The organism is Streptomyces sp. NPDC029466 (genome assembly GCF_055574515.1).
In genome coordinates, this window is the sequence record NZ_JBVHZH010000017.1 from 17868 (window position 1) to 39191 (window position 21324).

16 protein-coding genes are annotated in these 21324 nt (G+C 70.6%); 15 read left to right on the forward strand and 1 reads right to left on the reverse strand.

Annotated elements, in window-relative coordinates; all coding sequences use genetic code 11:
- The first annotated feature begins 6 nt into the window (after positions 1 to 6).
- The 14 genes from ACZ4XD_RS15250 (at position 7) to ACZ4XD_RS15315 (ending at position 16499) form a co-directional block, all read left to right on the forward strand.
- Positions 7 to 2010 carry a peptidoglycan D,D-transpeptidase FtsI family protein gene (locus tag ACZ4XD_RS15250; RefSeq protein ID WP_468042257.1) on the forward strand — a complete coding sequence of 668 codons (2004 nt, stop codon included), beginning with the start codon at positions 7 to 9 and terminating at the stop codon, positions 2008 to 2010.
- Positions 2011 to 2028: 18 nt separating this feature from the next.
- The gene (locus tag ACZ4XD_RS15255) at positions 2029 to 3849 is read left to right on the forward strand and encodes a Mur ligase family protein (RefSeq protein WP_468042259.1); all 1821 of its coding nucleotides are present in this window, start codon (positions 2029 to 2031) and stop codon (positions 3847 to 3849) included.
- A gap of 62 nt (positions 3850 to 3911) precedes the next feature.
- Positions 3912 to 5360: a UDP-N-acetylmuramoyl-tripeptide--D-alanyl-D-alanine ligase gene (locus tag ACZ4XD_RS15260; RefSeq protein ID WP_468042261.1), complete on the forward strand. Its 1449-nt coding sequence runs from the start codon at positions 3912 to 3914 to the stop codon at positions 5358 to 5360.
- Positions 5361 to 5365: 5 nt separating this feature from the next.
- Positions 5366 to 6430 (forward strand): phospho-N-acetylmuramoyl-pentapeptide-transferase, encoded by a 1065-nt coding sequence (mraY, locus tag ACZ4XD_RS15265; RefSeq protein ID WP_042162194.1) that lies wholly within the window; start codon positions 5366 to 5368, stop codon positions 6428 to 6430.
- Positions 6427 to 7881, forward strand: coding sequence for a UDP-N-acetylmuramoyl-L-alanine--D-glutamate ligase (murD, locus tag ACZ4XD_RS15270; protein ID WP_468042263.1), 1455 nt, complete (start codon positions 6427 to 6429; stop codon positions 7879 to 7881). The genes mraY and murD overlap by 4 nt, the downstream gene beginning before the upstream one ends.
- A gap of 60 nt (positions 7882 to 7941) precedes the next feature.
- Positions 7942 to 9282 (forward strand): putative lipid II flippase FtsW, encoded by a 1341-nt coding sequence (ftsW, locus tag ACZ4XD_RS15275; protein WP_042162042.1) that lies wholly within the window; start codon positions 7942 to 7944, stop codon positions 9280 to 9282.
- A 6-nt stretch (positions 9283 to 9288) separates the two neighbouring features.
- Complete coding sequence (murG, locus tag ACZ4XD_RS15280) at positions 9289 to 10380, forward strand: undecaprenyldiphospho-muramoylpentapeptide beta-N-acetylglucosaminyltransferase (protein ID WP_366421335.1); 1092 nt, start codon at positions 9289 to 9291, stop codon at positions 10378 to 10380.
- Positions 10381 to 10402: 22 nt separating this feature from the next.
- Positions 10403 to 11218, forward strand: a complete 816-nt coding sequence (locus ACZ4XD_RS15285) for a cell division protein FtsQ/DivIB (protein WP_468042266.1) — start codon at positions 10403 to 10405, stop codon at positions 11216 to 11218.
- Positions 11219 to 11499: 281 nt separating this feature from the next.
- A complete protein-coding gene (gene ftsZ / locus ACZ4XD_RS15290; protein WP_387248876.1) occupies positions 11500 to 12732 on the forward strand; it encodes a cell division protein FtsZ in 1233 nt (410 codons plus the stop codon).
- Between the two features lie 13 nt (positions 12733 to 12745).
- Complete coding sequence (gene pgeF, locus ACZ4XD_RS15295; protein WP_468042268.1) at positions 12746 to 13513, forward strand: peptidoglycan editing factor PgeF; 768 nt, start codon at positions 12746 to 12748, stop codon at positions 13511 to 13513.
- Positions 13465 to 14232 (forward strand): YggS family pyridoxal phosphate-dependent enzyme, encoded by a 768-nt coding sequence (locus ACZ4XD_RS15300; protein WP_468042270.1) that lies wholly within the window; start codon positions 13465 to 13467, stop codon positions 14230 to 14232. The genes pgeF and ACZ4XD_RS15300 overlap by 49 nt, the downstream gene beginning before the upstream one ends.
- Positions 14233 to 14356: 124 nt before the next feature.
- The gene (locus ACZ4XD_RS15305) at positions 14357 to 14977 is read left to right on the forward strand and encodes a cell division protein SepF (RefSeq protein ID WP_328387484.1); all 621 of its coding nucleotides are present in this window, start codon (positions 14357 to 14359) and stop codon (positions 14975 to 14977) included.
- 72 nt (positions 14978 to 15049) lie between these two features.
- Positions 15050 to 15343 carry a YggT family protein gene (locus tag ACZ4XD_RS15310; RefSeq protein WP_042162056.1) on the forward strand — a complete coding sequence of 98 codons (294 nt, stop codon included), beginning with the start codon at positions 15050 to 15052 and terminating at the stop codon, positions 15341 to 15343.
- Positions 15344 to 15392: 49 nt separating this feature from the next.
- Positions 15393 to 16499: a DivIVA domain-containing protein gene (locus ACZ4XD_RS15315; RefSeq protein ID WP_042162058.1), complete on the forward strand. Its 1107-nt coding sequence runs from the start codon at positions 15393 to 15395 to the stop codon at positions 16497 to 16499.
- Between the two features lie 202 nt (positions 16500 to 16701).
- Here ACZ4XD_RS15315 and ileS read toward each other — a convergent pair whose 3' ends face one another.
- A complete protein-coding gene (gene ileS, locus ACZ4XD_RS15320; RefSeq protein ID WP_468042273.1) occupies positions 16702 to 19839 on the reverse strand; it encodes an isoleucine--tRNA ligase in 3138 nt (1045 codons plus the stop codon).
- Between the two features lie 601 nt (positions 19840 to 20440).
- Here ileS and ACZ4XD_RS15325 point away from each other — a divergent pair.
- A complete protein-coding gene (locus ACZ4XD_RS15325) occupies positions 20441 to 21214 on the forward strand; it encodes a TraR/DksA family transcriptional regulator (RefSeq protein ID WP_468042275.1) in 774 nt (257 codons plus the stop codon).
- The last annotated feature ends 110 nt before the right edge of the window (positions 21215 to 21324 follow it).

The window sequence follows — 21324 nt, forward strand, 5'->3', positions numbered from 1 at the left end:
CGCGGCATGACCGAGCCCAGGGACCCCCGGCGGGTGCCGCGCCCCGCCCAGCGCGGCGGCCGGGCCGGCAGCGGGTCCGGCCGCCCGCCCGCCGGCAAGCGCCCCGCGCCCCGGCCCGGCTCCCGGCCCGGCCCGCCCCGGCAGGCCGGGCCGGGCCGCCCCCGCTCCGGGCCCCCGGCGCTGCGCCTCGGCAGCCCGCGTCCGCGGCTGCGGCTGGTCTCCCTCGGACTGACGCTGATCATGCTGGTCTTCGTCGTACGGCTCTTCCAGGTGCAGGCCGTCGACGCCGGGGCGTTCGCTGCCAAGGCCAACGAGAACCGCTATGTACCGGTCAAGCTGGCCGCCGAGCGCGGTGCGATCACCGACCGCAACGGCGTGGACCTGGCCACGACCGTGGACGCGTACGACATCACCGCCGACCCGAGCCTGCTGGCCCCCGGGAAGACCAAGATTGACGACGCTCCTCAGCGGGCCGCCGCGCTGCTCGCCCCGATCCTCGGCGAGGACAAGGCCGTCCTGGCCAAGAAGCTCGACCGGCCCGCGGCGCGCTACGCCCTGCTCGCCCGGCAGCAGACCCCGCAGGTCTGGAAGAAGATCAAGGACCTGCGCAACACCCTCGACGCCAAGGCGGCCGCCGCCCCCAAGAGCGCGCCCCGCCCCAATGTCCTGGTCGGGATCTTCGCCGACAAACACAGCAAGCGCCTCTACCCCAACAAGAACCTCGCCGCCGGTGTGCTCGGCTTCGTCAACGGCGCCGGCAAGGGCGGCGGCGGCCTGGAGGCGCGCCTGGACAAGCAGCTGGCGGGCAAGGACGGCAAGCTCGTCTACGCCCAGTCCGGCGGCCGCCGGGTGCCCACCGCCGACACCCAGGAGCACCCCGCCGTCCCCGGCAGCGACGTCGAGCTGACCCTCGACCGCGACATCCAGTGGGCGGCCCAGCAGGCCATCACCCAGCAGGTCGCCAAGTCCAATGCCGACCGCGGCTATGTGGTCGTCCAGGACACCCGCACCGGGGAGATCCTCGCGCTCGCCAACGCGCCCGGATTTGACCCCAACGAGGTGTCGCAGGCCGATCCGGAGGCGCTGGGCAACGCCGCGCTGTCCGACGCGTTCGAACCGGGCTCCACGAGCAAGGTGATGTCGATGGCCGCGGTCCTGGAGGAGGGCGTCGCCACACCGGCCACCCGCGTCACCGTGCCCAACCGGCTGCACCGCGGCGACCGGCTGTTCGCGGACGACGTCGACCACGAAACCTGGCATCTGACCCTCAACGGGGTGCTCGCCAAGTCCAGCAACATCGGCACGATCCTCGCGACCGGCCAGCTCGGCAAGACCCAGGCGCAGGCCAACCAGGTCCTCCACTCGTATCTGCGCAAGTTCGGGATCGGCCGGCCGACCGGGCTCGGCTTCCCCGGGGAGACCGACGGCATCCTGGCCAAGCCGCAGGACTGGAACACCTCGCAGCAGTTCACCATCCCGTTCGGCCAGGGGCTGTCCCTCAACGCCGTACAGGCCGCCTCCGTCTACTCCACGATCGCCAACGGCGGCGAGCGCATCGCCCCCTCACTGGTCCGCGGCAGCACCGGGCCCGACGGCCACTACGCCCCGGCGCCCAAGCCCGCGAAGAACCGTGTGATCAGCCGGAAGACCGCGGCCACCCTGGCCACCATGCTCGAATCGGTGGTGGACGACGAGGAGGGCACCGGAGCGAAGGCGAAGATCGACGGCTACCGCGTCGGCGGAAAGACCGGCACGTCCAACCGGGTGGACCCCAGGACCGGCCGCTACCACGGCTACACCGCCTCCTTCGCCGGCTTCGCCCCCGCCGACAAACCCCGCATCACGGTCTACTGCGCCGTCCAGAACCCCACGACGGGCAGCTACTTCGGCGGCCAGGTCTGCGGCCCGATCTACCAGCAGGTCATGGCCTTCGCGCTGAAAACCCTCCAGGTCCCGCCGACCGGCGCCAAGCCCCCGCGGCTGCCGGTCACCTTCACGCCAGGCCAATGAAATCGAGGCAATTCCGCCGTGACGACCATCACCCCCGACGGCACCCCCGACGGCACCCCCGCCCCCGGAAACTGCTCCCCTCCACGGCCCTCACTTCGCCCCGGGCCGGTGGTGCCCGGTACGCTCACCGCCGTGTCACACGCTGATCAGTCCCCGAAAGCCCAGCACGCCGAGAAGGGCGGGTCCGGTACGTATCCGGGAGCCCCGCGCCCTGAACGGGTCCGCCCCACCCCCCTGGCGGACCTCGCCGAGCAGCTGGGATGCCCGGCCCCGGACGCCGGCCGCCCCGGAGCCGCCGAGGCCGCGCGGCCCGTGATGGTCACCGGCATCACCCATGACTCCCGGGCGGTCCGCCCCGGTGACGTCTACGCGGCGCTGCCCGGTGCCCGTCTGCACGGTGCCGACTTCGTCGCGCAGGCCGCCGACCTCGGCGCCGCGGCGGTCCTGACCGATCCGTCGGGTGCCGAGCGGGCCGCCGCGACCGGTCTGCCGGTCCTCGTCGTCGACAACCCGCGCGCGCGGATGGGCGCCCTGGCCGTCTCCATCTACGGAGCGCCGGGCGAGGACCTCCTCCAGATCGGCATCACCGGCACCTCCGGCAAGACCACCACCGCCTACCTCATCGAGGGCGGGCTGCGGGCCGCGGCGGCCAAGGCTCCCGAAGAGGGGGGCCTGCGCGAAGCGCAGTCGGCCCAGGGCGGTGGCGGGCGACGGGCGGGTGGGCTGACCGGGCTGATCGGCACCGTCGCGACCCGGATCGGCGACGAGCGCATCAAGTCCGAGCGCACCACGCCCGAGGCCACCGACCTCCAGGCGCTGTTCGCGGTGATGCGTGAGCGCGGCGTGCGCGCGCTGGCCATGGAGGTCTCCAGCCACGCACTGGTCCTCGGCCGGGTCGACGGCTGCGTCTTCGACGTCGCCATCTTCAACAACCTCAGCCCGGAGCACATGGAGTTCCACTCCGGCATGGAGGACTACTTCCAGGCCAAGGCCCAGCTGTTCACCAAGGCCCGCAGCCGGGCCGGGGTCGTCAACCTCGACGACGAGTACGGCAAGCGGCTGGCCGAGGGCGAGTCCGAGGTCCCGGTCACCACCTTCTCCGCGGAGGGCCACCCCGACGCCGACTGGCGGGCCTCCGACGTCGAGGTCGGCGCCCTCGGCTCGACCTTCACCGTGCACGGCCCGGACGGCGTCACCCTGCGCGCCGCGTCCCCGATCGCCGGCCCGTTCAACGTCGCCAACGCGCTCGCCGCGATCGTCTCGCTGGTCGTCGCCGGTATCGACGCGCAGACCGCGGCCGACGGTGTCGCCGCGGTGCCCGGTGTCCCCGGCCGCCTGGAGCGCATCGACGCCGGCCAGCCGTATCTCGCGGTGGTCGACTACGCCCACAAGACCGACGCCGTCGAATCGGTTCTGCGCGCGCTGCGCAAGGTCACCGACGGCAAGCTGCACGCCGTCCTCGGCTGCGGCGGCGACCGCGACCCGCACAAGCGCGCCCCCATGGGCGCCGCGGTGGCCCGGCTCGCCGATACGGCCGTACTGACCTCCGACAACCCGCGCGGCGAGGACCCCCTCGCGATCCTCGCCACCATGCTCGCGGGCGCCGCGGAGGTCCCCATTCATGAACGCGGCACGGTGCTCGTCGAAGAAGAGCGCGCCGTCGCCATCGCCGCCGCCGTCGCCCGCGCCGAGCCCGGGGACACCGTGATCGTCGCGGGCAAGGGCCACGAGCAGGGCCAGGACATCGCCGGAGTGGTTCGCCCCTTCGACGACCGCCAGGTACTGCGCGAGGCCATCGAGGCTTCGTTGAAGTCACCGCAGCCGAACCACCAGGGATGACACACCGCCATGCGCGCACAACCCCTTTACCGTCACCGCCCGCCCAGTACCGGGGGTGACCTGTGATCTCCCTGTCGCTCGCTGAGATCGCGAGCATCGTCGGAGGGCAGCAGCACGACATACCGGACGACGGCCGCCGGGTGACCGGACCGGTCGTGGCCGACTCCCGTGCGGTGGGCCCCGGCGCGCTGTTCGTGGCGTTCGCCGGTGAACGCGTCGACGGCCACGACTTCGCGCAGCGCGCCGTCGGGGCCGGGGCGGTGGCCGTCCTGGCCGCCCGCCCCCTCGGCGTCCCCGCGATCGTCGTCGACGACGTGGTCGCCGCGCTCGGTGCGCTCGCCCGCGCCGTCGTCGCACGGCTGGGCACCACCGTCGTGGGCCTCACCGGCTCGGCCGGCAAGACCAGCACCAAGGACCTGATCGCCCAGCTGCTGCAGCGCCACGGCCCGACGGTCTGGCCCGAGGGAAACCTCAACAACGAGATCGGGCTGCCGCTGACCGCGCTGCGCGCCGAGGAGACCACCCGGCATCTCGTCCTGGAGATGGGCGCCCGCGGCGTCGGCCACATCCGCTACCTCGCCGGGCTGACCCCGCCGAGGATCGGCGTGGTGCTGAACGTCGGCAGCGCGCACATCGGCGAGTTCGGCGGGCGTGAGCAGATCGCCCTGGCCAAGGGCGAACTCGTCGAGTCGCTGCCTTCCGCCGAGGACGGCGGCGTCGCGGTGCTCAACGCCGACGACCCGTACGTCCGCGCCATGGTGCCGCGCACCCGGGCCCGCACGATCCTGTTCGGCGAGGCCGAGGAGGCCGACGTACGTGCCGAGAATGTCCGGCTCACGGATCTCGGTCAGCCCGCTTTCACGCTTCGCACACCCTCCGGGTGCAGTGATGTGACCATGCGGCTGTACGGTGAGCACCACGTGTCGAACGCGCTCGCCGCGGCCGCCGTCGCCCATGAGTTGGGCATGCCCGCAGACGAGATCGCCACCGCGCTCTCCGAAGCCGGCACGCTCTCCCGCTGGCGTATGGAGGTCACCGAGCGCGCGGACGGCGTGCGGATCGTCAACGACGCCTACAACGCGAATCCCGAGTCCATGCGAGCGGCGCTGCGTGCGCTGGTCGCGATGGGCGCAGCCGGCAAGGCGACGGGCGCTCGTACGTGGGCGGTGCTCGGTGAGATGGCTGAGCTCGGCGAGGAGTCACTCGCCGAACACGACGCGGTCGGGCGGCTGGCCGTCCGGCTCAACGTCAGCAAGCTCGTGGCAGTCGGCGGCAGGGAAGCGGCCTGGCTCGACATGGGCGCCAAGAACGAGGGTTCGTGGGGTGAGGAGTCGGTGCACGTGTCCGACGCGCGGGCGGCGGTCGACCTGTTGCGCAGCGAGCTGCGGCCGGGAGATGTCGTGCTGGTGAAGGCGTCCAGGTCGGTGGGGCTGGAGCGGGTCGCCGCAGCTTTGCTGGACGAGGGCATGCTGGGCGCCGCGGGCGCTGAGGGTGGAGCCGCGACCCGATGAACTCGATGAAGCAGATCCTCTTCTCCGGAATGATCGGGCTCTTCCTGACCCTGATCGGCACCCCGCTGCTGATCAAGCTGCTGGCCAAGAAGGGATACGGGCAGTTCATCCGCGATGACGGCCCGCGGACCCACGGCAGCAAGAAGGGCACGCCCACCATGGGCGGTATCTCCTTCATCCTGGCCACGATCATCGCCTACGCCGTGACGAAGGTGATCACCTCCAGCGATCCGACCTTCTCGGGCGTGCTGGTGCTCTTCCTCTTCGCGGGCATGGGCCTGGTCGGCTTCCTCGACGACTACATCAAGATCGTCAAGCAGCGTTCGCTGGGCCTGCGGGCCAAGGCGAAGATGGCCGGCCAGCTGATCGTCGGCATCGCCTTCGCGGTGCTCTCGCTGCAGTTCGCCGATCTGCGCGGGCAGACCCCGGCGTCGGACCGGCTCTCCTTCACCCAGGACTTCGGCTGGCAGATCGGCCCGGTGATCTTTGTGATCTGGGCGCTGTTCATGATCCTGGCGATGTCCAACGGCGTGAACCTCACCGACGGCCTCGACGGCCTCGCCACCGGCGCCTCGGTGATGGTCTTCGGCGCGTACACCTTCATCGGCATCTGGCAGCACCAGGAGTCCTGCGCCAACCAGATCACCGCCGGACCGGGCTGTTACGAGGTCCGCGACCCGCTCGACCTCGCGGTGGTGGCCTCCGCGCTGATGGGCGCCTGCTTCGGCTTCCTGTGGTGGAACACCTCGCCCGCCAAGATCTTCATGGGCGACACCGGCTCGCTGGCCCTGGGCGGCGCGCTGGCCGGTCTGGCCATCTGCTCCCGTACGGAGCTGCTGCTCGCCATCCTCGGCGGTCTCTTCGTCCTGATCACCATGTCCGTGGTGATCCAGGTCGGCTCGTTCCGGCTGACCGGTAAGCGGGTCTTCCGGATGGCGCCACTCCAGCACCACTTCGAACTCAAGGGGTGGTCGGAAGTCCTTGTGGTGGTCCGGTTCTGGATCATTCAGGGCATGTGCGTCATCGTGGGACTCGGCATCTTCTACGGCGGCTGGCAGGCAGCAAAGTGACCACGCACGGCCCGACCGGCAATCCCGCGGGGTTCGCCGGTCAGCACATCACCGTCGCCGGCCTGGGCGTGAGCGGCATCAGTGCCGCCCGCGCGCTGGCCGGCCTCGGCGCCCACGTCACCGTCGTGGACGGTGGCGACGGCGACAAGCAGCGCGCCGCCGCGCGGGAACTCACGGCGGAGGGAATCAGCGTTCGCCTCGGTGACGGCGACACGCTCCCCGAGGGCACCGAGCTCGTCGTCACCTCGCCCGGCTGGAAGCCGGACAGCCCGCTGTTCGCGGCGGCCGCCGCGGCGGGCGTCGAGGTCGTCGGCGATGTGGAGATCGCCTGGCGGCTGCGGGGCCCCGGCGCCGCGGCCTGGCTCGGGGTCACCGGCACCAACGGCAAGACCACCACCGTGCGGATGCTGGCCTCGATCCTCGCCGCCGAGGGCCTGCGCACCCTGGCCGTCGGCAACATCGGCACGCCGATCATCGATGTCGTCCTGGGGCAGGGCAAGGACGGTCAGCCCTCGTACGACGTCCTCGCCGTCGAGCTCTCCAGCTACCAGCTGCACTGGGCGCCCTCCCTACGGGCGCACTCGGGGGCCGTCCTCAACCTCGCCCCCGACCACCTCGACTGGCACGGCTCCATGCAGGCGTACGCCGCCGACAAGGGCCGCATCTACGAGGGCAACACCGTCGCCTGCGTCTACAACGCGGCCGACCAGGCGACCGAGGACCTGGTGCGCGAGGCCGACGTCGAGGAGGGCTGCCGGGCCATCGGCTTCACCCTCGGCACCCCCGGCCCCTCCCAGCTCGGGGTCGTCGACGGCATCCTCGTCGACCGGGCCTTCGTGGAGAACCGGCAGCAGCAGGCCCAGGAGCTCGCCGAGGTCTCGGACGTCACACCGCCGGCCCCGCACAACATCGCCAACGCCCTCGCGGCGGCGGCGCTGGCCCGGGCCTTCGGCGTCCGTCCCACCGCCGTACGCGACGGACTGCGCGCCTTCCATCCGGACGCACACCGCATCCAGCACGTCGCGGAGCTCGACGGCGTCAGCTACATCGACGACTCCAAGGCCACCAACACCCACGCCGCCGAGGCGTCGTTGGCGGCGTACGAGCACATCGTCTGGATCGCCGGCGGCCTCGCCAAGGGCGCGACCTTCGACGAGCTGGTGCAGAAGTCGGCGGCCCGGCTGCGCGGGGTGGTGCTGATCGGCGCCGACCGGGCGCTGATCGCGGAAGCCCTGGCGCGACACGCCCCCGATGTCCCGGTGGTCGACCTCGACCGGACCGACACTGGGGCGATGCCCGAGGCGGTCCGGGAAGCGACCCGTCTGGCCCGGCCCGGCGACACCGTCCTGCTGGCCCCGGCCTGCGCCTCGATGGACATGTTCGTCAACTACAACAAGCGGGGCGACGCCTTCGCCGAAGCGGTCGGTGAGCTGACCGCCCGGGATCACTAGACCGTTTCTCCCCGCTGTCGCCGAGCGCCGGCGGCGCGCGTACCTGTGGAGGGGACGAGGATGACGGCCCGATCGGCGAAGGCGGCCAGGCCACGTCCGGCGCGCCGGCCCTCCACGGCACGCAAGCCGCGCGGCGGCCGCACACCGAGCGGCCCCCGGGGGCTGCACACCCGGCTGAGACGGGCCTGGGACCGCCCGCTGACCGCGTACTACCTGATCCTCGGCGGCAGCCTGCTGATCACCGTCCTGGGCCTGGTGATGGTCTACTCGGCGTCCCAGATCAAGGCGCTTCAGTCCGGTCTCGCCCCGACGTACTTCTTCCGCAAGCAACTGCTCGCCGCCGTCCTGGGCGGCGGGCTGCTGCTGGCGGCCTCCCGTATGTCGGTACGGCTGCACCGCGGGCTGGCCTACCCGCTGCTCGCCGTTTCGGTCTTCCTGATGTGCCTGGTGCAGATTCCGGGCATAGGGGTCGCGGTCAACGGCAACCAGAACTGGATCAGCCTCGGCGGACCTTTCCAGATGCAACCGAGCGAGTTCGCCAAGCTCGCGCTGGTGCTGTGGGGCGCCGATCTGCTGGCCCGCAAACAGGACAAAAGGCTGCTGGTGCAGTGGAAGCATCTGCTGGTGCCGCTGATCCCGGTCGCCTTCCTGCTGCTCGGGCTGATCATGCTCGGCGGCGACATGGGGACCGCGATCATTCTCACGGCGATCCTCTTCGGGCTGCTGTGGCTGGCCGGGGCGCCCACCAGGCTCTTCGTGGGCGTACTGGGCGCCGCCACGCTGATCGGGGCGCTGCTGATCAAGACCAGCGCCAACCGGATGTCCCGTCTGGCCTGTATCGGAGCGACCGACCCGGGGCCCGGTGATCAGTGCTGGCAGGCCGTGCACGGCATCTATGCGCTCGCGTCCGGCGGATTCTTCGGTTCCGGCCTCGGTGCAAGTATGGAAAAATGGGGTGAACTCCCGGAACCGCATACCGACTTCATCTTCGCCATCACCGGGGAGGAACTGGGTCTGGCGGGGACGCTGTCGGTCCTCGCCCTCTTCGCGGCTCTAGGCTATGCGGGTATCCGCGTGGCCGGACGCACGGAGGACCCCTTCGTACGGTACGCCGCGGGAGGTGTGACCACCTGGATCACGGCCCAGGCCGTGATCAACATCGGTGCGGTGCTCGGCCTGTTGCCGATCGCCGGGGTCCCCCTCCCGCTGTTCTCCTACGGAGGCTCCGCCCTGCTGCCGACGATGTTCGCCATCGGACTCTTGATCGCCTTCGCGCGTGACGAGCCCGCTGCACGGGCGGCGTTGGCCATGCGGCAGCCGGTCTTCGGCAGGAGGCAGGCTGGGGTGAGATGGAAGACGATGAGACGGCGCGTCAAGAAGCGGCCGTCCGGAGAGCGGTGAATTTCGGTGCATGTCGTACTCGCCGGTGGGGGGACCGCCGGCCACATCGAGCCCGCGCTCGCCCTCGCGGACGCACTGCGGAGGCAGGACCCCACCGTGGGGATCACGGCACTCGGTACGGAAAAGGGCCTGGAGACCCGGCTCGTCCCCGAGCGCGGCTATGAGCTGGGTCTCATCCCGGCCGTGCCGCTGCCGCGCAAGCCCACCCCCGAACTGATCACCGTCCCCGGGCGCCTGCGCGGCACGATCAAGGCCGCCGAGCAGATCCTGGAGCGCACGAAGGCGGACTGCGTCGTCGGCTTCGGTGGCTATGTGGCGCTGCCCGGCTATCTGGCCGCCAAGCGGCTCGGGGTGCCGATCATCGTCCACGAGGCCAACGCCCGCCCCGGCCTGGCCAACAAGATCGGCTCGCGGTACGCCAAGTTCGTCGCCGTCAGCACCCCGGACAGCAAGCTGCGCGGTGCCCGCTACGTCGGCATCCCGCTGCGCCGCACCATCGCGACCCTGGACCGCGCCGCGGTCCGCCCCGAGGCGCGGGCGGCCTTCGGTCTCGACCCCAACCTTCCGACCCTGCTGGTGTCCGGTGGTTCCCAGGGTGCCCGTCGGCTGAACGAGGTCATCCAGGCCGCCGTTCCGGTCCTCCAGCGCGCCGGTATCCAGGTCCTGCACGCGGTCGGCCCGAAGAACGAACTGCCGCACGCGGACAACATGCCCGGGATGCCCCCCTATGTCCCGGTACCGTACGTGGACCGGATGGATCTCGCGTACGCCGCGGCCGACATGATGCTCTGCCGCGCGGGCGCGATGACCGTCGCCGAGTTGTCCGCCGTCGGGCTCCCGGCCGCCTTCGTCCCGCTGCCCATCGGCAACGGCGAGCAGCGGCTCAACGCCCAGCCGCTGGTCAACGCCGGCGGGGGCCTGCTGGTCGACGACGCCCAGCTGACCCCGGACTGGGTGCAGAACAGCGTGCTCCCGGTCCTGGCCGATCCGCACCGGCTGTACGAGATGTCGCGCGCGGCCTCCGAGTTCGGCCGCCGGGACGCCGACGAGCTGTTGGTCGGCATGGTGTACGAGGCGATCGCACAGCACAACAAGTAGCCCACGAGAGAAGGCAGGGAGCGTGGCCGGACCGACAACCGCCCGGCGAGGCGAGAAGAAGTCACTGTCCGGCCCGCCCTCCGCCGCGGCACCCCCGGGGCGAAGATTCCGGTGGGAGCGCCTTCCCCTTCGCGCGCCGAGCCGTCGCAGTCTGATCATCATCTTGATCGTCGCGGTGCTGCTCGGCGCGTTCGGCGTCTGGGCCCTCTATGCCTCGAACTGGCTCCGGCTGGAGCGCGTCAGCCCCACCGGCACCAAAGTGTTGACGCCGCATGAGGTCATCGCCGCGGCCGACGCCCCCATGAACGCGCCGCTGGCCTCGGTCGATACGGACGCGCTGGCCCACCGGCTGCGCGCCCGGCTGCCGCGCATCAAGACCGTGGACGTCGAGCGGTCCTGGCCGCACACAATCGGCCTGAAGGTGACCGAAAGGGTGCCGGAACTGCTGCTGCGATCGGGCAGAAGGTTTGTCGAAGTGGACGCCGGGGGCGTTCGGTTCGCCACCGTCAGCACGGCCCCCAAGGGCGTTCCGCTTCTGGAAATGGCAGCATCCGACTCCCCGAGTCTGCACCGCTTCGGAATCGACCGGTTGCGGCGCGCCGCGGTCGAGGTCGCCCAGGACCTGCCGGCAGCCGTACGCAAGGACGTACGGAAGGTCCGCGTACGGTCCTACGACGCCATCACCCTCGAACTGGCCGGCGACCGCACGGTCGCCTGGGGCAGCCGCGAACAGGGCGCCGAAAAGGCAAAGGTGCTGACCGCGCTGCTGAAAGCCGCCCGTGACGCGCGCCACTTCGACATCTCGGTGCCCAGCGCCCCTGCGGTGTCCGGGAGTTGACGTCCGTAGTGGCAGGCCAGCACCCTGGATGGCTACGACTATGGGTGATCACATAGGGTGAAAAGAAAAACGGGAGGTTCGGCGTGTTCGTTGAACGGGCGCGCCTTGTCGACTTAGTGTCTCGTTCCAAAGGGACTATGGAAGCAAGGAACACAGGCACAGGTAACCCTAAACTTCAACGTTAGGGTTCGGGTCGGCGATACGAACCGTCCCATCGGCATCAGTCGGCGTCCACACGCAGTGCGGCGACGACACGTAACTCGAGGCGAGAGGCCTTCGACGTGGCAGCACCGCAGAACTACCTCGCAGTCATCAAGGTCGTCGGCATCGGCGGCGGTGGCGTGAACGCCATCAACCGGATGATCGAGGTCGGGCTCAAGGGCGTCGAGTTCATCGCGATCAACACCGATGCGCAGGCGCTGCTGATGAGCGACGCCGACGTCAAGCTCGACGTCGGCCGCGAAATGACCCGCGGGCTCGGCGCCGGCGCCAACCCGGATGTGGGTCGGAAGGCGGCCGAGGACCACCGCGAGGAGATCGAGGAGGTCCTCAAGGGGGCCGACATGGTCTTCGTGACCGCGGGTGAGGGCGGCGGCACCGGCACCGGCGGCGCACCCGTCGTCGCCAACATCGCGCGCTCGCTGGGCGCCCTGACGATCGGTGTGGTCACCCGCCCGTTCACCTTCGAGGGTCGCCGTCGTGCCAACCAGGCCGAGGACGGCATCGCCCAGCTGCGCGAAGAGGTCGACACCCTCATCGTGATCCCCAACGACCGACTGCTGTCCATCTCGGACCGCCAGGTGAGCGTGCTCGACGCGTTCAAGTCCGCGGACCAGGTCCTGCTGTCGGGTGTCCAGGGCATCACCGATCTGATCACCACCCCGGGCCTGATCAACCTCGACTTCGCCGACGTCAAGTCCGTGATGTCGGAGGCCGGCTCGGCCCTCATGGGGATCGGCTCGGCGCGCGGCGACGACCGCGCGGTGGCCGCAGCGGAGATGGCGATCTCCTCGCCGCTCCTGGAGGCGTCCATCGACGGCGCCCGTGGTGTGCTGCTGTCCATCTCCGGCGGCTCCGACCTCGGTCTCTTCGAGATCAACGAGGCCGCCCAGCTGGTCAGCGAGGCGGCACACCCGGAAGCCAACATCATCTTCGGTGCGGTCATCGACGACGCACTGGGCGACGAGGTCCGGGTGACGGTCATCGCCGCCGGCTTCGACGGCGGTCAGCCGCCGGCCCGCCGGGACGCACAGTCCTCCGCACTGTCGGCCCCGAAGCGCGAGGAGCCCGCCCCGGCCCCGAGCCGTCCGGCGACTCCGCCCGAGCCGCGTTCGTCGTCCTTCGGCGGACTGGGTTCGGTGCCCGTACGGGACGAGGAGCCGGCACCCGCCGAGTCCTCCTCCTCGCTGGGCGAGGTCCCGTCGTCCCCGGCGAGCGCTCCGCAGGTTCCCCCGGCCCGTCCGTACTCGGACTCCGCGGCCGAGGAACTGGACGTCCCCGACTTCCTGAAGTGACCGAAGCACTGAAGTGATAGGGCAACAGCACCACGAGAGCGGCGCGCACTTCGCCTTCACCGACAGGTGGGGCGGGGTGAGCGCCGCTCCGTACGATCAGCTCAACCTGGGCGGCGCGGTCGGCGACGACCCGCAGGCCGTCCACGCCAACCGGTCCCGCACCGCGGTGGAACTGGGTCTCGACCCGGCCGCCGTGGTCTGGATGAACCAGGTGCACGGCCGGGACGTCGCGGTGGTCGACGGGCCCTGGCGGCACGGTGACGACATCCCCGGTGTGGACGCGGTGGTGACGGAGCGCCGGGGCCTCGCACTCGCGGTCCTGACAGCCGACTGCACCCCGGTCCTGCTCGCCGACCCGGTGGCCGGGGTCGCGGGGGCCGCGCACGCCGGCCGGCCCGGCCTGGTCGCCGGGGTCGTCCCGGCGGTGGTCGAGGCGATGGTGAAACGGGGCGCGGAGCCGGCGCGGATGATCGCCTACACCGGACCGGCGATCTGCGGGCGCTGTTACGAGGTGCCCGCTCAGATGCGTTCCGACGTCGCCGCGGTCGTTCCCGAGGCCCGCGCGACGACCAGTTGGGGCACTCCCGCGGTCGACGTCACCGCGGGGGTGCGGGCCCAACTCGCCGCGCAGGGCGTGCTGGTGCGTGAAGATTCCCACATCTGCACCCGCGAATCCGCGGACCATTTCTCGTATCGGCGCGACCGTACGACGGGGCGGCTCGCGAGCTATGTATGGCTCGGGGAGACCCCCGGCCCGGGGCTGGGGGAGGCCACGCCGTGACGGAGGACCGCAAGAGGCAACTGGCAGAGAACCTGGCGCTGGTGGAGGAACGTATCTCCGCCGCCTGTGCCAAGGCCGGCCGGCCGCGTGACGAGGTGACCCTGATCGTGGTCACCAAGACCTACCCCGCGAGTGACGTCCGCCTGCTCGCGGAGCTGGGGGTGCGGCAGGTCGCGGAGAACCGCGACCAGGAGGCGGCCCGCAAGGCCGCTGAATGTACTGATTTGCCCCTTACTTGGCACTTCGTTGGTCAACTACAGACCAACAAGGTGCGGTCTGTGGCTGGTTATGCCGGAATTGTTCAGTCGGTCGACCGGGCTCGGCTCGTCACCGCACTCGACAAGGAGGCGGTGCGCACCGGGCGCGAACTGGGTTGCCTGATCCAGGTGGCGCTTGACGCGGAGTCGGGGGTGCGGGGTGAGCGGGGCGGTGTCGCCCCGGACGGTGTCGCGGCCCTCGCCGAGCAGATCGCCGGCGCCCAAGGTCTGCGGCTGGACGGTGTGATGACCGTCGCGCCGCTGGCCGGGCCCTATGCGGGGCGTGAACTCGCGGCTTTCGAACGGCTCCTGGAAATCTCATCCGACCTGCGCGGGAACCATCCTGCTGCCAACATGGTGTCAGCAGGCATGAGCGCGGACCTCGAAGAAGCCGTGGCGGCCGGGGCGACACATGTGCGCGTCGGCACTGCGGTACTCGGAGTCCGACCACGGCTCCGGTAACGTCGCCAAGCAAGTCGGACCACAGCACAAAATATGGTCATTCCCGTAAAAAGCGGGGCAGGCCGAGTGGATCCAAGGCCCCCGGTGACGGAGCCGATCCACCACAGAGCGGAGGACGCAGAGAATGGCCGGCGCGATGCGCAAGATGGCGGTCTACCTCGGCCTCGTGGAGGACGATGGGTACGACGGCCGGGGGTTCGACCCCGATGACGAGTTCGAGCCCGAGCTTGACCCGGAGCCCGATCGCGGGCGGCGTCAACAGCACCCGGTGCAGGCCGAAATCCCCCCGGAACGGGAGGAACCCGTCCGTGCCGTGACGCCTCCGGCGCAACGTGAACCGGCCCCGCTTGCCGCGGAAAACGGACGACCCGCGCGAATCGCCCCCGTGGCATCCATCACACCCGAACGTCCGAATTTGGAGAAGAACGCCCCGGTGATCATGCCCAAGGTTGTGTCCGAGCGGGAGCCCTACCGCATCACCACACTTCACCCCCGGACCTACAACGAAGCCCGTACCATCGGGGAACACTTCCGTGAGGGCACTCCGGTGATCATGAATCTGACGGAGATGGACGACACCGACGCGAAGCGACTTGTCGACTTTGCGGCCGGTTTGGTGTTTGGTCTTCACGGCAGCATCGAACGGGTGACGCAGAAGGTGTTCCTGTTGTCGCCTGCTAACGTCGATGTCACGGCGGAGGACAAGGCCCGTATCGCAGAGGGCGGGTTCTTCAACCAGAGCTGAGACGCAACACCGGGCACACCGAGGCCGTGAGGCCAACACAGGAGCAAGGCAAGGGGAGAGGGACAGCGCGAGATGAGTGTCTTTGGTCAGGTGATCTACATCGCGCTGTACTGCTTCCTGATCGTGTTGATCTTCCGGCTGGTGATGGACTATGTCTTCCAGTTCGCCCGTTCATGGCAACCCGGCAAGGCGATGGTGGTCATTCTTGAGGCCGCCTACACTGTCACTGATCCGCCACTCAAGCTTCTGCGGCGGGTCATTCCGCCGCTGCGTCTCGGGGGCGTGGCGCTCGACCTGTCCTTCTTCGTATTGATGATCATCGTGTACATCCTGATCACCGTCGTGAGGTCGGTGTTGTTGGTGTGAACGATACGGTCTTGCCGATTGCCGACGACTACGTTGAGGTGAAGTAGAGATGCCGTTGACCCCCGAGGACGTGCGGAACAAGCAGTTCACGACCGTCCGCCTCCGAGAAGGCTATGACGAGGACGAGGTCGATGCCTTCCTCGATGAGGTCGAAGCCGAACTGACCCGGCTCCTGCGGGAGAACGAGGACCTTCGCGCCAAGCTGGCCGCTGCCACCCGCGCCGCCGCGCAGAACCAGCAGCAGCAGGGTCTGCGCAAGGGACCGGACCAGCAGCAGGAGCAGCAGCAGCGGCCCGGGGCTCCGGTGCCCGCCGCCATATCCGGTCCGCAGCCGGTGCCGCCGCAGCAGCAGGGGATGGGTGGACCTCCCCAACTGCCCGGCGGAGCACCTCAGCTGCCTCCTGGCCCCGGTGGTCACGGCCCGCAGGGTCACGGCCCCGGTCCGATGGGCCCCGGTGGTCCCATGGGCGGCCCGATGGGCGGCCCCGGCGGACCTCAGCTGCCCGGCCCCGGTGGCCAGCAGGGCGGCCCGGGTGGTGACAGCGCCGCGCGCGTGCTGTCGCTGGCACAGCAGACCGCCGACCAGGCGATCGCGGAGGCCCGTTCCGAGGCCAACAAGATCGTCGGCGAGGCGCGCAGCCGTGCCGAGGGCCTGGAGCGGGACGCCCGCGCCAAGGCCGACGCGCTGGAGCGGGACGCGCAGGAGAAGCACCGCGTGGCGATGGGCTCGCTGGAGTCGGCCCGCGCGACGCTGGAGCGCAAGGTCGAGGACCTGCGCGGCTTCGAGCGCGAGTACCGCACGCGGCTGAAGTCCTACCTGGAGAGCCAGCTGCGTCAGCTGGAGAACCAGGCGGACGACTCGCTGGCCCCGCCGCGGACCCCGGCGACCGCTTCGCTGCCGCCGTCGCCGTCGATGGCGTCGGCCGGTGCGGGCACCATGGGCGGCAACCACACCATGGGTGGCGGCCAGTCGATGGGTGGCGGCAACCACTCCATGGCCGGTCAGTCCAGCAACGGTCCGTCCTACGGCGGTCAGCAGCAGATGTCGCCGGCGATGACCCAGCCGATGGCTCCGGTGCGTCCGCAGAGCCCGCAGCCGATGCAGCAGACGCCGTCGCCGATGCGCGGCTTCCTGATCGACGAGGACGACAACTGACGTCCGCGTAGCGCGCACAGTCGGCAATCAGGGCCGGGCCCCGAAGGAACATTCCTTCGGGGCCCGGCCCTTTTGTGTGGACTTGTCGGTGCAGTGCGGTGCAGTGCGGTGTGGTGTGTGCGGTCAGCGGGGTACGGCAGAGCCCCCCGGTGCGGTGGCGCCGGGGGGCTCTGTTGACGTCGCGGGGTGGCCGCGTGCGCGGTTACGCCTTGCGCAGCCGGAACGTGAGAGCCAGGCTCTCGTCGGTGAACGCGGAGCCGTAGGAATCGTCGGCCTCGCCGGGGGCGAAGTCCGTGGCGAGCACCTCGTCGGAGATCAGGCCGGCGTGGTCGGTCAGCGCCGTGCGCACCTCCTCGTCGGTGGACTGCCAGCGCAGCGCGATCCGGTCGGCGACGTCGAGGCCGCTGTTCTTACGGGCGTCCTGGATCAGCCGGATCGCGTCGCGGGCCAGGCCCGCCCGGCGCAGCTCCGGGGTGATCTCCAGGTCGAGGGCGACCGTGGCGCCCGCGTCGGAGGCCACCGACCAGCCCTCGCGCGGGGTTTCGGTGATGATCACCTCGTCGGGGGCGAGCGAGACGGTCTCGCCGTCCACCTCGACGCTCGCGGTGCCCTCGCGCAGGGCGAGGGAGAGGGCGGCGGCGTCGGCCGCGGCGACGGCCTTGGCGACCGCCTGGACGCCCTTGCCGAACCGCTTGCCCAGGGCCCGGAAGTTCGCCTTGGCGGTGGTGTCGACCAGGGACCCGCCGACCTCCGACAGGGAGGCCAGCGAGCTCACGTTGAGCTCCTCGGCGATCTGCGCGCGCAGATCCTCGGACAGACCCGCGAAGCCGTGTGCCGCGACCAGCGCACGGGACAGCGGCTGGCGGGTCTTGACGCCCGACTCGGCACGGGTCGCCCGGCCCAGCTCGACCAGCCGGCGCACCAGCTGCATCTGGCCGGACAGCGCCGGGTCGATGAGCGTGCGGTCGGCGACCGGCCAGGTGGAGAGGTGGACGGAGTCCGGGGCGTCCGGGGTGACCGGGACGATCAGGTCCTGCCAGACCCGCTCGGTGACGAACGGGGTGAGCGGCGCCATGAGACGGGTGATCGTCTCGATGACCTCGTGGAGCGTGCGCAGCGCGGCCGCGTCGCCCTGCCAGAAGCGGCGGCGGGAGCGGCGGACGTACCAGTTGGAGAGGTCGTCGACGAAGGAGGAGAGGAGCTTGCCGGCGCGCTGGGTGTCGAAGGCCTCCAGCGACTCGGTGACCTGCTCGACCAGGCCGTTCAGCTCACCGAGCAGCCAGCGGTCCAGCAGCGGGCGGTCGGCGGGGGCCGGGTCGGCCGCGGAGGGCGCCCAGCCGGACGTCCGGGCGTACAGCGCCTGGAAGGCGACGGTGTTCCAGTACGTCAGCAGCGTCTTGCGGACGACTTCCTGGATGGTGGAGTGGCCCACCCGGCGGGCGGCCCAGGGGGAGCCGCCGGCGGCCATGAACCAGCGGACCGCGTCGGCGCCGTGCTGGTCCATGAGCGGGATCGGCTGGAGGGTGTTGCCCAGGTGCTTGGACATCTTCCGGCCGTCCTCGGCGAGGATGTGGCCGAGGCAGACCACGTTCTCGTACGAGGACTTGTCGAAGACGAGGGTGCCGACCGCCATCAGGGTGTAGAACCAGCCACGGGTCTGGTCGATGGCCTCGGAGATGAACTGCGCCGGGTAGCGCTTCTCGAACAGCTCCTTGTTGCGGTACGGGTAGCCCCACTGCGCGAACGGCATCGAGCCCGAGTCGTACCAGGCGTCGATGACTTCCGGGACGCGGGTCGCGGTGCCCTGGCAGGTCGGGCAGGGGAAGGTGACCGCGTCGATGAACGGGCGGTGCGGGTCCAGGTCGGACTGGTCGGTGCCGGTCAGCTCGGTGAGCTCGGCGAGCGAGCCGACGCAGGTGAGGTGGTCCTCCGCGCAGCGCCAGATGGGCAGCGGGGTGCCCCAGTAGCGGTTGCGGGACAGCGCCCAGTCGATGTTGTTGTTGAGCCAGTCGCCGAAGCGGCCGTGCTTGACCGACTCGGGGAACCAGTTGGTGTTCTCGTTCTCCCGGAGCAGGGCGTCCTTGATCGCGGTGGTGCGGATGTACCACGACGGCTGGGCGTAGTAGAGCAGCGCGGTGTGGCAGCGCCAGCAGTGCGGGTAGCTGTGCTCGTACGCCACGTGCCGGAAGAGCAGACCGCGGGCGTCCAGGTCGGCGACCAGTGCCTCATCGGCCTTCTTGAAGAACTGGCCGCCGACCAGGGTCAGTTGCTCCTCGAAGGTGCCGTCCGGGCGGACCGGGTTGATCACCGGCAGGTCGTACGCCTTGCAGGTCTTGAGGTCGTCCTCACCGAAGGCCGGGGCCTGGTGCACGAGGCCGGTGCCGTCGTCGGTGGTGACGTACTCGGCGTTGACGACGATGTTGGCGCCTTCGAGCTCGACGAGGCCGAAGGGGCGCTCGTAGGCCCAGCGCTCCATCTCGCGGCCGGTGAACGACTCGCCGGTGGCCGTCCAGCCCTCACCGAGGGCCTTCTCCAGCAGCGGCTCCGCGACGACCAGCTGCTCGGTGCCGTCGGTGGCGACGACATAGGTGACGTCGGGGTGCGCGGCGACGGCGGTGTTGGAGACCAGGGTCCAGGGGGTGGTCGTCCAGATGAGCAGCGCGGCCCGGCCGGCCAGCGGGCCGGAGGTCAGCGGCAGGCGGACGAAGACGGAGGGGTCGACGACGTTCTCGTAGCCCTGGGCCAGCTCGTGGTCCGACAGGCCGGTGCCGCAGCGCGGGCACCAGGGGGCGACGCGGTGGTCCTGGACCAGCAGGCCCTTGCCGAAGATCTCCTTCAGCGACCACCACACCGACTCGATGTAGTCGGGGTCCATCGTGCGGTACGGGGCGTCCAGGTCGGTCCAGTAGCCCATACGGGTCGTGAGCTCGGCGAAGGCGTCGGTGTGGCGGGTCACCGACTCCCGGCACTTGGCGTTGAACTCGGCGATGCCGTACGCCTCGATGTCCTTCTTGCCGCTGAAGCCCAGCTCCTTCTCCACGGCCAGCTCGACCGGGAGGCCGTGGCAGTCCCAGCCGGCCTTGCGGTCGACGTGGTAGCCCTGCATCGTGCGGAACCGGGGGAAGACGTCCTTGAAGACGCGCGCCTCGATGTGGTGCGCGCCGGGCATGCCATTGGCGGTCGGGGGGCCCTCGTAGAAGACCCACTCGGGCCGTCCCTCGGACTGCTGGAGGGTACGGGCGAAGACCTTCTGCTCCTGCCAGAACTCGAGCACGGCGTGCTCAAGGGCGGGGAGGTCTACCTGGGCGGGTACCTGGCGGTACTGGGGCTGCGGACTCATCGGGGGCTTCCTCCGGCGGACACCTGCTGCGTTCTCCGTCCGGAGGGACGAGAGCCTGGGCTCCCGCGGTACCACCCTCCTTGGCGGTGCCGCTGCACCGCCCCCTCATTGGGGTCGCGCTGCCGGTTCTACTCGCCTGCGGATGCTCTGCGGGCTTTCTTCCGGCGGCTCCGGGGTGATCTTCACGTCGTGCACGCCCCCGGGCTTCCACCGTCCCCGGGTCGCTGCTGGCTGCGTACGGCGTTACTCGTCCCGTCAATGCCTCTCGCTGGGCCCAGTGTACGGGGCGGGGCCGACAGCGGCCGACCGGATTTCGGCGGCCGGGCCGGAGCCCGGCGCGGGGCGTCGTACGGGGGTGGCCCAGGCCGTCGCCGCACCGCGTTCCCGGCCCGCGCGATGACCCGAATGGCCAGCGGCCCGCCGCCCCTCCCACGGGCGGATTCGCCCCGCCGGGAAGCGGGCACAACCGAGACGAACCGCCCTTCCGGGCCGGGCGCGGGGGTGCGGAGGGCGGTGCGTCCCGTTGCCGCGTGGCGTGCGGCGATTTATCGTTCCCGTCACGATTCGCGAACAAAGTCACATATGTGAAGGGGTCGCGGCCATGGTGGCGAAAAAGACCGCCGCGGAGAAGAGCACGACGCCTGCCGACGAGGCCGACGCGAAGCAGCCTCCGACGAAGAGGACAGCTCCGAAGAAGGCCGCGGCCAAGAAGCCGGCGGCCGGTACGGCCACGCCGGAAAAGGCGACGGCCCGGACGGCGGCGCCGAAGCGGGCCGCCACGAAGAAGACGGCGGCGAAGAAGACGGTGGTGAAGAAGACGGCGGCGAAGAAGGCCGCGAAGAAGGCTCCGGCCAAAAAGGCCGCGGTGCCCGCTAAGAAGACGGGAGCCAAGACGGTGGTGGCGAAGAAGACTGCGGCCGCAGCGGCCACGGCACACGGCAAGGACTCCGCGGTGCCCATGGCCCGGGTGGCCGCGGCGCCGGGCGAGCTCGCCGTACGGGCCGGCGAGGATCCCTGGACGCCCGAGGAGGTCGCCGCGGCCCGGACCGAGCTGATGGATGAGACGACCCGGCTGCGGCTGGAGATCGTCTCGGCCGAGGACGCCATCGCCGGGCTGATGCGTGACTCCGGGGACGGCGCGGGCGACGACGAGGCCGACACCGGCAGCAAGAACATCACCCGCGAACACGAGCTGGCGCTCGCCTCCAATGCCCGCGAGATGCTCCATCAGACCGAACGGGCCCTCGGCCGGCTGGACGCGGGCACCTATGGGCTGTGCGAGAACTGCGGCAACCCCATCGGCAAGGCGCGGATGCAGGCCTTCCCGCGCGCCACGCTCTGCGTGGAGTGCAAGCAGCAACAGGAGCGCCGCTGAGCCGGCCGACCGGTGGCGCGGACGGCACCCGTGTCGCCCGCGCCCGCACGGGTGTGCCGTACTCTCGTGGTTCAGCCGGGCACGGCCCGGCCGGGGACACAACGGGCTGA

Coding starts and splice junctions, on each gene's coding strand:
- ACZ4XD_RS15250 (WP_468042257.1), top strand. CDS start 7: ATGACCGAGCCCAGGGACCCCCGGCGGGTGCCGCGCCCCGCCCAGCGC.
- mraY (WP_042162194.1), top strand. CDS start 5,366: ATGAAGCAGATCCTCTTCTCCGGAATGATCGGGCTCTTCCTGACCCTG.
- ftsW (WP_042162042.1), top strand. CDS start 7,942: ATGACGGCCCGATCGGCGAAGGCGGCCAGGCCACGTCCGGCGCGCCGG.
- ACZ4XD_RS15300 (WP_468042270.1), top strand. CDS start 13,465: ATGGCTCGGGGAGACCCCCGGCCCGGGGCTGGGGGAGGCCACGCCGTG.
- ACZ4XD_RS15305 (WP_328387484.1), top strand. CDS start 14,357: ATGGCCGGCGCGATGCGCAAGATGGCGGTCTACCTCGGCCTCGTGGAG.
- ACZ4XD_RS15310 (WP_042162056.1), top strand. CDS start 15,050: ATGAGTGTCTTTGGTCAGGTGATCTACATCGCGCTGTACTGCTTCCTG.
- ACZ4XD_RS15315 (WP_042162058.1), top strand. CDS start 15,393: ATGCCGTTGACCCCCGAGGACGTGCGGAACAAGCAGTTCACGACCGTC.
- ileS (WP_468042273.1), bottom strand. CDS start 19,839: ATGAGTCCGCAGCCCCAGTACCGCCAGGTACCCGCCCAGGTAGACCTC.
- ACZ4XD_RS15325 (WP_468042275.1), top strand. CDS start 20,441: ATGGTGGCGAAAAAGACCGCCGCGGAGAAGAGCACGACGCCTGCCGAC.